The following is an 11,609-nucleotide window of genomic DNA, read 5'->3' as shown; positions in this document are numbered from 1 at the left end:
CAAGGGTTGCCGGCGTGAGCGTTTCGACCGTGTCCAAGGCTCTCAACGACAACGGCCGCATGGCCGCCGGAACGCGCGAGCGTATCAAGAATCTCGCGGCGGAAATCGGCTTTCGTCCGAACGCACTGGCGCGCGGCCTGCTCAGCAACCGCAGCTTTACAGTCGGCCTTCTGACCAACGATACCTATGGTCGCTTCACCCTTCCGGTTATGGCCGGCATTTCCGAGGCGCTGGTGGATCATGGGGTTTCGGTCTTCCTCTGCGCAATCGAGGACGACCCGGCGCTCGGGAAAATCCATGTCGACGCCATGCTGGACAAGCAGGTGGACGGCATCATCGCGACAGGCAAGCGGGTCGACAGGTCTCTCCCGGTCGATCTCGCCGGCCTGCCGGTGCCCGTCGTCTATGCTTTCACCAAGGGCGAGCCCGGCAGCGTGACGCTGACCTCCGATGACGGTCATGGCGCGAGGCTGGCGGCAGGACGGCTGCAGAAGATGGGCCGCAAGCGGCTGTTGCACATCACAGGCCCGCTGGAATTTACCTCCGCCGTCGAGCGCGCCGAGGCATTTCGGGCCGTCGCCGGCGATGGGGCGCCGGTCCTGCATGGGGTCTGGTCGGAGGCCTGGGGTCACGAGGCGATCGGCCGCATCTGGGATGCGGGCGGTGAGAGGCCCGACGGCGTCTTCTGCGGCAACGACCAGATCGCCCGCGGCGTGGTCGATGCGCTGCGCGAGCGCGGCGTCAGGGTGCCGGAGGATGTCTCCGTCATCGGCTTCGACAATTGGGAGATCATGGCGGCTCAGACGCGGCCGCCGCTGACGACCGTCGACATGAACCTGAAGGAGCTTGGGCGGGAGGCCGGGCTGATGGTGCTTGCACTTGCAGAGGGGCGGACGATCGAGCCCGGCCTGCGCAAGCTGCCCTGCCGGCTTGTCGTACGGGACTCCTGCGGAGGCGGGGAAGACAGATCTGATTGAGGAGATGGGGTCACCCGGAGTGGCCCCGCATTTGGGAGGAATGCGAAATGTTCACGAAACTGATGGCAGCGACGGCCCTCATATCGGCAAGCATGATCTCGGTCGCATCGGCCGAGACGATCAGCATGTGGGTCCGCTCGGGTATCGGCGACTCGTTCAAGGAAGTCGTCAAGGCCTACAATGCAGGTCACGAGCACAAGGTGGAGCTCACCGAGGTGCCTTTTGCCGAGCTCGTGCAGAAATATGCCACTGCGATCGCGGGCGGCCAGGCGCCGGACGCGCTTTCGCTCGACCTGATCTACACGCCGGCATTCGCCGCCGCCGGTCAGCTGGAAGACCTCACCGACTGGGCGAAGGCGCTGCCCTACTTCAATTCGCTCTCGCCCTCGCATGTGAAGCTCGGCACCTATGAGGACAAGATCTACGGCCTGCCGCTCACGGTCGAGACCTCGATCTTCGCCTGGAACAAGGACCTCTACAAAAAGGCCGGCCTCGACCCCGAAAAGGCGCCGGAGACCTGGGAGGAGATCACCGCCAATGCCGAGAAAATCCGCGCGCTCGGTGGCGACACCTACGGCTTCTATTTCTCCGGGGGCGGCTGCGGTGGCTGCATGATCTTCACCTTCACGCCGCTGACCTGGGGCGCGGGCGCCGATATCCTTTCAGCCGACGGCAAGACCGCGACGCTCGACACGCCGCAAATGCGCAAGGCCGTGGACATCTACCGCAACATGGTCGAGAAGGATCTCGTTCCCGCGGGCGCCGCGAGCGACAACGGCGTGAATTTCCTCAGCTTCACCAATGGCAAGATCGGCCAGCAGAGCCTCGGCGCCTTCGCCATCGGCACGCTGGTGACGCAGCATCCGGAGATCGATTTCGGCGTGACGCTGATCCCGGGCGTCGACGGCAAGCCGTCCTCCTTCGCCGGCGGCGACAACTTCGTCGTCACCAAGGGCACGCCGAAGCTCGAAGAGGTGAAGGAATTCCTCGAATATACCTATTCGCCGGAAGGCCAGAAGATCATGGCGAAATTCGGCAGCCTGCCCACCCGCGGCGACATCGCCAATGAGGTGCTCGAAGGCCTCGACCCGCGCCTCAAGGTCGGGATGGAGGCGATCGCCGTTGCCCAGACGCCTTATACGCTGCAATTCAACGACCTGATCAACAGCGCCAACGGGCCGTGGGCGACCTTCACCAATGCTGCGATCTATGGCGACGACGTCGACGGGGCGTTCTCGAACGCACAAGACGAGATGCAGTCGATCATCGACGCCGGGCAGTAAGGCGGACACGAGGAAACTGCCGCTTCGCGGATGGCGGGTGGGGATAACCCCCTCCGCCACCAGTGCCCCGAAACTCTCGAAAGTGCATACATGACGACGTCAGCGCTCACATCCGCCAGGCACCGACGCCGCCCGAAGCGGCAACCCGGCTGGCGCGGGCTCATCTATATCGCGCCGGCGATGGCGCTCGTCACGCTCTTCTTCGTGCTGCCCGTGCTGTTCACCCTGTGGATGAGCCTGCACAAATGGCCGCTGCTCGGCGAGCCGGCCTGGATCGGCCTGCGCAACTATACGCGGATGTTCACCGATGCGCGGTTCTTCAACGCGCTCGGTTTCACCGCTCACTATACTCTGATCGTCACGATAGCGATTTTCGCGGTCGCCTTTCCGCTGGCGATTTTCGTGGAGAAACAAAGGCCGTTGGTCTCGCTCTACCGGACCATCGTCTTTCTGCCTGTCGTGGTGGGGCTCGCATCCGCCTCGCTGCTCTGGGTGTGGCTCGCCAATGTCGACAGCGGGCTTTTCGCGCCACTCTTCGATATGCTGGGCCTCACCTCCGGACGGATCAACCTGCTCGCCAAGTTCGATACCGCGTTTCTCACCATCATCGTCATGGTGGTCTGGAAGATCGCCGGCTTCACCATGATCATCCTGTTGACGGGGCTGCAGGCCATCCCGGCCGAACTGACCGAGGCCGCGCGCATCGACGGCGCCGGCCGCTGGCAACGCTTCCGCCACCTGACGCTGCCCCTGATGCGCCGGACCATGGCGCTGGCGCTCATCCTTTCGGTCACCGGCTCGATCCTCGCCTTCGACCAGTTCTACATCATGACCAGCGGCGGCCCGCAGAACAAGATGATCTCCGTCGTCTACTATATCTTCAACCAGTCCTTCGTGTCCTTCAATCTCGGCTACGGCGCGGCACTGTCGATCGCGCTCCTCCTGATCCTGGTGACGCTCAGCGTCGTCCAGCTCTGGCTGCTCAAGGTGGGGGACGAACGCCCATGAGGACGCGCCGCGAAATCCGCGCCCGCAAGGCGCTCCGGGACAGGATCGTCTATCACGGCATCGGCATCGGCACGGCCTTCTTCTTCCTGGCGCCCTTTGCCGTTTCCTTTCTTGCCTCCTTCCGGCCGAACAGCGAGTCCGGCAGGCCGCCGCTGCCGCCATGGCCGATCTCGGGGCTGAGTTTCGACGCCTACCGGGCGCTCGACAGCTTCGGTGCCGGCATCTGGCAGCACATGTTCAATTCGCTCCTCGTGTCGATCGGAACGGTCGCTCTGACGGTCGCCGTCAGCGTGCTCGCCGGCTACGGCTTCTCCCGCTACCGCTTTCCCTTCAAGAACGCGCTCTTCGTGCTGATCATCGCGACTCTGATGATCCCGTTCCAGTCGATCCTGACGCCGCTCTTCATCATCCTGGCGCGGCTCGGGCTCAACAATTCGCTCATCGGGCTGATGCTCGTCTATGTGACGCTGCAGCTTCCCTTCTCCGTCTTCATGATGCGCAACGCCTTCGATGCCGTGCCGAAGGAAATCGAGGAGGCGGCGCGCATCGACGGCGCCCGCGACCTGAAACTGCTCGTGCGGGTGTTGCTGCCGCTGGTCATGCCCGGGATTGCGACCGTGTCGATCTTCGCCTTCCTCAATGCCTGGAACGAATTCTTCGCCGCGCTCGTCCTTCTGTCCAGCAACGACAACTACACGCTTCCCGTTCTGATGACCGCCGTGCGCGCCGGCCGTCTCGGTGCGATCAACTGGGGCGCGGTGCAGGCCGGCGTCGCGGTGATGGTGGTTCCCTGCCTGTTCGTCTTCCTTCTTCTGCAACGCTATTACATGCGCGGGCTGATGGCCGGCGCGGTTAAATGATCCGAGAGAAAGAAACCTTATGACAAAGACCGTGAAAGACCGCCAGTTCCGCCCCGTTGCCGTTCCCGATGTCGAACTCGGCGGATTCTGGGGCAAATGGCAGGATGCCGTCTGCCAATCCACCGCCGAAACCCTGCTCGACCGCTGCGTCGAGGCTGGCATGATCGAGGCGATCGACGTCAGTGAGCCGAGCCCCGGTATCGTCATCCCCATCCAACCCTGGGGCGGTACCACCCAGATGTTCTGGGACTCCGACCTCGGCAAGTCGATCGAGACGATTGCCTATTCGCTCTACCGCCGCCCCAATCCGGAACTCGAGGCGCGTGCCGACCGGATCATCGACATGTACGAGAAGCTGCAGGACCGGGACGGATATCTCAATGCCTGGTTCCAGCGCGTGCAGCCCGACAGGCGCTGGACCAACCTGCGCGACCACCACGAGCTCTATTGCGCCGGCCATCTGATCGAGGCTGCCGTCGCCTATTACCAGGCGACCGGCAAGCGCAAGCTTCTCGACATCATGTGCCGCTTTGCGGACTATATGATTACGGTCTTCGGGCATGGCGAAGGGCAGATTCCGGGTTATTGCGGCCATGAGGAGATCGAGCTCGCTCTCGTCAAGCTTGCGCGCGTGACGGGCGAGAAGAAGTATCTCGACCTTTCGAAGTTCTTCATCGACGAGCGCGGCACCGAGCCGCATTTCTTCACCGAAGAGGCCAAAAGGGATGGCCGCGATCCGGAGAGTTTCATCCAGAAGACCTATGAATACGGTCAGGCGCATCAGCCGGTGCGCGAGCAGAAAAAGGTCGTCGGCCACGCCGTGCGCGCGATGTATCTCTATTCCGGCATGGCCGACATCGCGACCGAATACAGGGACGACAGCCTGACGGCGGCCTTGGAAACGTTGTGGGACGACCTCACCACGAAGCAGATGTACATTACCGGCGGCATCGGTCCGGCAGCCTCGAACGAGGGTTTCACCTGCTATTACGACCTGCCCAACGACACGGCCTATGCCGAGACCTGCGCCTCCGTCGGCCTTGTCTTCTGGGCGAGCCGCATGCTCGGCCGCGGCCCGAACCGCCGCTATGCCGACGTCATGGAGCAGGCGCTTTACAACGGCGCCTTGCCGGGTCTTTCGATCGACGGCAAGACCTTCTTCTACGACAACCCGCTCGAAAGCACTGGCGGGCACCACCGATGGAAGTGGCATCATTGCCCCTGCTGCCCGCCCAATATCGCGCGGCTCGTGACCTCGATCGGTTCCTATATGTATGCGGTCGCGGAGGACGAGATCGCAGTCCATCTCTACGGAGAAAGTACGGCGCGGCTGAAACTCGCGAACGGCGCCGAGGTCGAGCTCAGGCAGGAGACCAGCTACCCCTGGGAGGGGGCGATCGCCTTCACGACGAAGCTCGCCAGGCCGGCGAAGTTCGCGCTGTCCTTGCGCATACCGGAATGGGCGGTCGGCGCGACGCTAAGCGTCAACGGTAGGATGCTCGATCTCTCGGCTCATTTGACCGGCGGCTATGCCCGCATCGAACGCGAATGGTCGGACGGCGACCGGGTGGCGCTTTATTTGCCGCTGGCGCTTCGGCCGCAATATGCCAATCCGAAGGTCCGGCAGGATGTCGGCCGCGTGGCGCTGATGCGCGGCCCGCTGGTCTATTGCGTCGAAGCCACGGACAATGGCGAGGATCTGAACGCAATTGTGCTTCCCCGTGAACTGCCGGCTGCCGAAACGGCCGTGCTCGATGATCTGAACGGTGCGGTTGCCATCGACATTTCCGTCGAGCGCGAGGAAACGGAGGACTGGGGTAAGGCGCTTTACCGACAGACGAGGCCTGAGCGCCGCCAGCACAAAGCGCGCTTCGTGCCCTATCATCTCTGGGACAACCGGGCGCCGGGAGAGATGCTCGTCTGGCTCCAGTCGGAAAAGTAGGCGACCTCCAGGATGGCGAACGGCATCAGCAACAAGAGCGTCGTGCTCAGCGAGATACGCAAGAGTTATGGCGGCCTGGAAGTTATCCATGGCATCGACCTGACGATCGAGGAAGGCGATTTCGTCGTCTTCGTCGGCCCGTCGGGCTGCGGGAAATCGACCCTGCTGCGAATGATCGCGGGGCTCGAAGAGGTGACCGAGGGGGAGATCGCAATCAAGGGCAGGGACGTGACAGACCTCGACCCCTCCGAGCGCGGCATCGCCATGGTCTTCCAGTCCTACGCGCTCTACCCGCATATGAGCGTCAGCGACAATCTCGGCTTCGGGCTCAAGATGGCGCGAACGGATTCGGCCGAAATCGAGCGCCGCGTCGCGCAGGTCTCGGCCATTCTCAAGATCGACCATCTGCTCGACCGAAGACCCGGCCAGCTTTCCGGAGGCCAGCGCCAGCGCGTAGCGATCGGCCGGGCGATCGTGCGCAAGCCCGACGTCTTCCTGTTCGATGAGCCGCTTTCCAACCTCGATGCGGAACTGCGCGTCTCGATGCGCATCGAGATTGCCCGCCTGCACCGCGAGCTCGGTAACACGATGGTCTATGTCACACACGATCAGACGGAAGCGATGACGCTGGCCGACCAGATCGTCGTGCTTCGGGACGGCCGGATCGAACAGGCCGGCAGCCCCCGCGACGTTTACGAGGACCCGGCCAACATGTTCGTGGCAGGCTTCATCGGTTCGCCACGGATGAATTTTCTCGATGCGGAATGGCAGGGGGACGGGACGATCCGGGTCGGCGAGACCACACTCGAGGCAGCGATCGACGGCGGCAGCCTGAAGCACGGCGAGCGCCTGCTTTTCGGCATAAGGCCCGAACATATCGCCGTGGCGGAGCCGGGACCGGAACGGATCACTGCCCAGGTCGAGTTCTCGGAATATCTCGGTGGAACGCGCTACCTCTACTGCCAGCTCGAAGACGGCCAGAGCCTCGTCGTCGAACAGCGCGAGGGCCCGAACTGGCAGGCAGGGGAAAGACTTTCTTTCGCCGTACCCGAGGACAGAAGGCGGTTCTTCGCCGAAGACGGGCGGCGCTTGCGGTAGCGAGCCGGCGCCCCGCTCTCAACTGCCGCATGGCCGTGCTTGGTTATGCAGATGCAGGGGTCTACATTTAAAGAAACGCTCCACATGGAGGGCCGGCGTGCCGATCAATGTCAACAACCCCAAGGCGGATGCCCTGACGCGCAAGGCGTACCGATCCTGGCCACCGACGACGAGTTTCGGCAGAGCGCGCTGATTAAGTGCAGCTGGAGTGTCTTCCATCGGAAAGCACCGCAAGGGGTCCTGAAGTTCCCGCCCTTAGGGGGCTCCTTCTATGAAGTATTTTCAATAGCAGCCGGCTTCCACACCAGATCCCTGTCGGCCATGCCTGAAAGATCCAAGGTTGCCCGAATACCGTTCCTGATTCGCCGTCGTAAGAGATCGGTGCGATCAGGTGTCGTCCGAAGCAAAGCGCTCCGATGGAGTGCGCTCAACTGAGAGCGCGAGATTCTTAGCTCCAAGGCAAGTAAGCGATCCAGGCGCGTACTGCTCGGGAATGGAACCGAAAGCTCGATCTCCAAGTGCACCCAATCAGCAACCTCGTGCAGCAGCTCCTTTCGAACCTCGAATTCGGAAAACTCATCGATCCTTTGCGACTTCCGCCTGAGTGCTTCGAGATTGAAAGTCTCCGCTTGAATCCAAGAGGGATCGTTGGACTGTAGTGCGTCGAGGACAGCGGGACGGATGTCGCGAACATTTCGGCGTTCGAATATTGGGCGGTTCCAGGTCCTGTCGCACGTCGAGCATTTGTAGATAAGCCATGCATCAAGCTTCCGACCATTGGCATTAAGCCTGATCTTGTTGCTGCTTTCGAAGGCTCTAACGCCGCCGCATCCGCTGCATGCTACCCAAGGCTGAGGGGGGATTAGGGGAATGATGGTCCAACGGACCTGAAGTGTATTGCACATACCGTCTTGGCCTTCCTTTCGGAAGTCCACCAAGATGGGAGCGTGAGAAAGCCCTTAGGGCACGGCATGGCGGCGTTCGGGGGGTGAAGAGCTGAGACAGCGGGGCTGCACTTGGCACATTTAAACGATGCCAGACCGGTCTCATGCCACCACCCGATGAACACATTCATACCCCACCGACTCTCGTCGGCCGGCGGCAGTACGGGTGAGAAATGGATTGAGACCGGTTTTTACTTAGGCAAAGTGGACCTCTGCATGCCAACGCTCTTCACCAAAGCGATAACAAATGATCCGCTTGAGATGGAGTCCTCATTACGGCAGAACCGACAAACATGTCGCGTGCTGCATTTTTGCAACTCTGCGATGTGGTCGGGTCGTGTAGACCACTCGTTTTCCGCGTCTGATGACTGCGTCCACGGCGGCCGTGTTCACACGTCTTAGGAAGGTAGATTGGACGGTTTCGCTACCTTGTGTTAGCGTGTACACAACCGAATACAGGATAATGTCATGCCCGTCAGCACCACCATGACCATTCGGGTCAGCCCCGAGTTAAAGAAAAAGCTCGATCGGATCGCTAGCGCCACTTCGCGCAGCCGCTCCTTCCTCGCGGGCGAAGCCTTGGCTGCCTATGTGGACCGGGAGCTTGAAATCATCGACGGGATCAAGCGCGGCATGGCTGATGCCGAAGCTGGCCGCCTCGTTCCGCATGAAGAGGCCATGGTTGAAATTTTCGGCTTGATCCGGAAGGCCGAGACCGGCAAGGGCGATAAAGTTTGAGGCGGCCTGTTCAGTGGTCGCGTGCAGCTCTGGATGACCTCAAGGATCAGGTTTTCTTTATTGCACGGGAAGACCCGGATGCAGCGGCAAGAGTGGCGGGCCGGGTTCGCGATACGGCCGCAGCACTCGGCGAGATGGCGACCGGGAGGCCGGGGCGGGTGATCGGCACGTACGAGAAGTCCATCAACCGCTTGCCCTATGTAATCGCATATGCACTGATGAGCCACGGCGACCGCGAAAGCGTCATGATCCTGCGCGTCATCCACACCGCGCGGGAATGGACAGCCGAGGAGTGGCCGCCTTAAAGCACGTCCAGGAAAAGTGTGTAACGGTTCTCCGGCCGGAAGTGCGTTGGGTCAAATGCTCTACAGCGCCGCGTGTCAGACACGCAAAAGTCCTGCAGCACTTTGATCTGCTGCATGTCTTTGCCCTTCAATCGATTACGATTAAGGAAACGTGCCGTAGGCCTACTTTGCCTCTCGTTCAGCCCTCGCCGATGGTAAATGTCGGTGCTTCTGGCGGTTCGGATCCGCGATAGTGGCTCGGCGGCAGGCCGATCACACGCTTGAAGGCGCGGCTGAACGAGGCTTCCGAGTCATAGCCGAGGCGGCGCGCGACGACGGAGATGCGCATGCGGTCGCGGGTCAGCCATTGCCGTGCCTGATGCATGCGCACCTGCGTGAGGTAGCGGGCCGGCGTCTCGCCGACCACGGCGGCGAACTGCTGCGCGAAGCCGGAGCGCGAGGCGCCCATGAGCTTGGCGAGGGAATCCACGGTCCAGCTCTTTTCCGGATCGAGGTGCATGGCCGCGATTACGCGGCCGAGCCCGGGATGGCGGACCGCCGCCACCCAGCCATTGGTATTGCCGCATCCGTGCTCCACCCAGGAGCGGATGATGAGCGCCGCGAGCACGTCGGCCAGCCGCGCAAGCACACCGCCGGAGCCGACGCGGCTGGCGCCGACTTCCCGCGCCATGGCATCGAGCATGTGCGGGATCGCCGGCTCGCTTGCCGTCAGGGCGTCGATGCGCATCACGTCCGGCATCATGCGCAACAACGGATGCATGGCATCCATGTTGAACCGCAGACTGCCGCAGAAAAGGATGGTGGTCTTGCCGCGCCCGCCCCCGCAGACGTCGTAGACGCAATGGCATACCTCCTGGACCGAATAGGCTTCGAGCGGCGACAGCTTCTCGCCGGGCGCACTCGCCAGCGCATGCGCGCCGCCACGCGGCAGAAGCACGGCATCGCCGCGCTTCAGTTCGATCCAGTCTCCGTCGGCCACCCGCAGCCAGCAGTCTCCGCAGATGAAGTGGAAGCGTGCCGCCTCCTGCGCCGGAAATGAAATTCCCCAGGGCGCGGTCAATTCGCAACGGACGTAATCGACGCCGTCGAGGCGCAGTCCGCGCAGAAGTTCGCTGAGAAAATCCTCCGAAGCGGAGGAGGACGTTTTGGACGAATGATCAAGCATTGCGGAATTTCTAGCATGGAATGTCCAGGGCGTCACGCCTTATCTAAGCCGGACCCTCTCAAGGAGACCGCTCTTATGACAGATACAGCGACCACTTTGGACGCCACGTTCATACCGGAAAGCGAGGAGCGAATCGATCCGGCATGGGCCGGGGTGGGCTCCCTCGCGCTCGGCGTGTTCGGCCTCGTCACCGCAGAATTCCTCCCCGTCAGCATTCTCACGCCGATGGCCGCCGATCTCGGTATCAGCACGGGCACGGCCGGCCAGGCGGTGACGGCGACCGCCGTCGTCGGCGCGGTCGCCGGGCTGACGATCGCCATCGCCACGCGCCGGTTCGACCGCCGGCTCGTGCTTTGGGGCTTCACCCTGGCGCTGATCGCCTCCAGCCTGCTTGCGGCTTTCGCCACCAATCTCGCCATGCTCCTTGCCGCACGCGTCGTCCTCGGCATCGGGCTCGGCGGCTTCTGGTCGATGATGGCGGCGATCGCCTTGCGACTCGTGCCGATGTCGCTCGTGCCTCGTGCCATGTCGATCGTCTTCACCGGCGTCTCGGTGGCGACGGTCTGTGCGGCGCCTTTAGGCGCCTATATCGGCGATCTCTGGGGCTGGCGAGCTGCATTCCTGATGGCTGCGGCGGTCGGTGCCGTAACGCTGATCGTGCAGATGGCGACCATACCGCGGCTGCCGCCGCAGTCGGCGCCGAGCATGAAGCTTCTGTTCGACCTCATGCGCATGCCGAGCATCCGAATCGGGATCATCACCGTCCTGCTTTTCGTCTCGGGCCACTTCGCCGGCTTCACCTATGTGCGCCCGTTCCTCGAAAACGTCCCGGAGTTCGGCATCGAGGCGATCTCCCTGATCCTGCTGGCTTACGGCATCGGCGGCTTCTTCGGCAATCTCGCCGGCGGGCTCATCATCGAACGCAGCATCACGGCGGCCGTGAGCCTCGGAACGCTGCTCATCGCGGCGATGGCGTTCGCCCTCGTGACCTTCGGTTCGCTCGATGTCGTGTCGGCCGTGGCGGTGACCCTGTGGGGCTTCGCATTCGGGGCGCTGCCCGTCGCCGTCCAGACCTGGATGGTGCGAGCCGCACCCGACCATGCGGAAAGCACGGGCGGTCTCATCGTTGCGACCTTCCAGGTCGGCATCGCCAGCGGCGCTGTTCTCGGCGGGCTCTTCGTGGACAGCTTCGGCCCGCTCGGTGCCATCACCTATTGCGCCGTCGCGACGCTCGCGAGCGGGCTCTATGTCATGGCCTCGCGGCGCAGCATAGAGGTCTGACTTCCGTC

The 11,609-nt window shown here is 62.7% G+C and carries 11 protein-coding genes; 9 read left to right on the top strand and 2 right to left on the bottom strand.

The annotated features are described in order from the left end of the window. Positions 1-14: 14 nt before the first annotated feature. The 6 genes from N0Q91_RS25655 to N0Q91_RS25630 all read left to right on the top strand — a co-directional run bounded on the left by N0Q91_RS25655 (position 15) and on the right by N0Q91_RS25630 (position 7,168). Positions 15-977, top strand: a complete 963-nt coding sequence (locus N0Q91_RS25655) for a LacI family DNA-binding transcriptional regulator (protein ID WP_275599523.1) — start codon at positions 15-17, stop codon at positions 975-977. 47 nt (positions 978-1,024) lie between these two features. Next, on the top strand, positions 1,025-2,260 hold the full coding sequence (locus N0Q91_RS25650) for an ABC transporter substrate-binding protein (RefSeq protein WP_018096084.1): 1,236 nt from the start codon (positions 1,025-1,027) through the stop codon (positions 2,258-2,260). A gap of 90 nt (positions 2,261-2,350) precedes the next feature. After that, complete coding sequence (locus tag N0Q91_RS25645; protein WP_018096085.1) at positions 2,351-3,268, top strand: carbohydrate ABC transporter permease; 918 nt, start codon at positions 2,351-2,353, stop codon at positions 3,266-3,268. Further along, positions 3,265-4,128: a carbohydrate ABC transporter permease gene (locus N0Q91_RS25640; protein ID WP_275599522.1), complete on the top strand. Its 864-nt coding sequence runs from the start codon at positions 3,265-3,267 to the stop codon at positions 4,126-4,128. Before N0Q91_RS25645 ends, N0Q91_RS25640 begins: the two co-directional genes overlap by 4 nt. Positions 4,129-4,147: 19 nt before the next feature. Next, a complete protein-coding gene (locus tag N0Q91_RS25635) occupies positions 4,148-6,070 on the top strand; it encodes a glycoside hydrolase family 127 protein (RefSeq protein ID WP_275599521.1) in 1,923 nt (640 codons plus the stop codon). Positions 6,071-6,082: 12 nt separating this feature from the next. Next, positions 6,083-7,168 (top strand): ABC transporter ATP-binding protein, encoded by a 1,086-nt coding sequence (locus N0Q91_RS25630; protein WP_275599520.1) that lies wholly within the window; start codon positions 6,083-6,085, stop codon positions 7,166-7,168. 269 nt (positions 7,169-7,437) lie between these two features. Here the strand turns inward: N0Q91_RS25630 and N0Q91_RS25625 are convergent, their stop codons facing one another. Continuing rightward, entirely contained in the window at positions 7,438-8,073 is a 636-nt protein-coding gene (locus N0Q91_RS25625) for a DUF1062 domain-containing protein (RefSeq protein WP_275599519.1), read from the bottom strand. Between the two features lie 507 nt (positions 8,074-8,580). On the opposite strand from N0Q91_RS25625, the gene N0Q91_RS25620 reads away from it, so the two are divergent. Both N0Q91_RS25620 and N0Q91_RS25615 read left to right on the top strand, forming a co-directional pair. After that, positions 8,581-8,850: a CopG family ribbon-helix-helix protein gene (locus tag N0Q91_RS25620; RefSeq protein ID WP_100671119.1), complete on the top strand. Its 270-nt coding sequence runs from the start codon at positions 8,581-8,583 to the stop codon at positions 8,848-8,850. Next, on the top strand, positions 8,847-9,155 hold the full coding sequence (locus N0Q91_RS25615) for a type II toxin-antitoxin system RelE/ParE family toxin (RefSeq protein WP_275599518.1): 309 nt from the start codon (positions 8,847-8,849) through the stop codon (positions 9,153-9,155). The genes N0Q91_RS25620 and N0Q91_RS25615 overlap by 4 nt, the downstream gene beginning before the upstream one ends. A 178-nt stretch (positions 9,156-9,333) precedes the next feature. Here N0Q91_RS25615 and N0Q91_RS25610 read toward each other — a convergent pair whose 3' ends face one another. Beyond that, a complete protein-coding gene (locus tag N0Q91_RS25610; RefSeq protein ID WP_018096092.1) occupies positions 9,334-10,320 on the bottom strand; it encodes an AraC family transcriptional regulator in 987 nt (328 codons plus the stop codon). Between the two features lie 75 nt (positions 10,321-10,395). On the opposite strand from N0Q91_RS25610, the gene N0Q91_RS25605 reads away from it, so the two are divergent. Further along, positions 10,396-11,601 (top strand): MFS transporter, encoded by a 1,206-nt coding sequence (locus N0Q91_RS25605; RefSeq protein WP_275599517.1) that lies wholly within the window; start codon positions 10,396-10,398, stop codon positions 11,599-11,601. Positions 11,602-11,609 lie beyond the last annotated feature (8 nt).

This window comes from Sinorhizobium prairiense (assembly GCF_029201645.2).
Lineage (GTDB): Bacteria > Pseudomonadota > Alphaproteobacteria > Rhizobiales > Rhizobiaceae > Sinorhizobium > Sinorhizobium meliloti_A.
The sequence above is the reverse complement of the archived record's forward strand: the minus strand, read 5'-3'. Positions and strand labels throughout refer to the sequence as shown.

Bases quoted from the DNA above. Each gene is read 5' to 3' on its own strand.
- N0Q91_RS25650 (WP_018096084.1), top strand. From the start codon at position 1,025: ATGTTCACGAAACTGATGGCAGCGACGGCCCTCATATCGGCAAGCATG.
- N0Q91_RS25645 (WP_018096085.1), top strand. From the start codon at position 2,351: ATGACGACGTCAGCGCTCACATCCGCCAGGCACCGACGCCGCCCGAAG.
- N0Q91_RS25640 (WP_275599522.1), top strand. From the start codon at position 3,265: ATGAGGACGCGCCGCGAAATCCGCGCCCGCAAGGCGCTCCGGGACAGG.
- N0Q91_RS25635 (WP_275599521.1), top strand. From the start codon at position 4,148: ATGACAAAGACCGTGAAAGACCGCCAGTTCCGCCCCGTTGCCGTTCCC.
- N0Q91_RS25630 (WP_275599520.1), top strand. From the start codon at position 6,083: ATGGCGAACGGCATCAGCAACAAGAGCGTCGTGCTCAGCGAGATACGC.
- N0Q91_RS25625 (WP_275599519.1), bottom strand. From the start codon at position 8,073: ATGTGCAATACACTTCAGGTCCGTTGGACCATCATTCCCCTAATCCCC.
- N0Q91_RS25620 (WP_100671119.1), top strand. From the start codon at position 8,581: ATGCCCGTCAGCACCACCATGACCATTCGGGTCAGCCCCGAGTTAAAG.
- N0Q91_RS25610 (WP_018096092.1), bottom strand. From the start codon at position 10,320: ATGCTTGATCATTCGTCCAAAACGTCCTCCTCCGCTTCGGAGGATTTT.
- N0Q91_RS25605 (WP_275599517.1), top strand. From the start codon at position 10,396: ATGACAGATACAGCGACCACTTTGGACGCCACGTTCATACCGGAAAGC.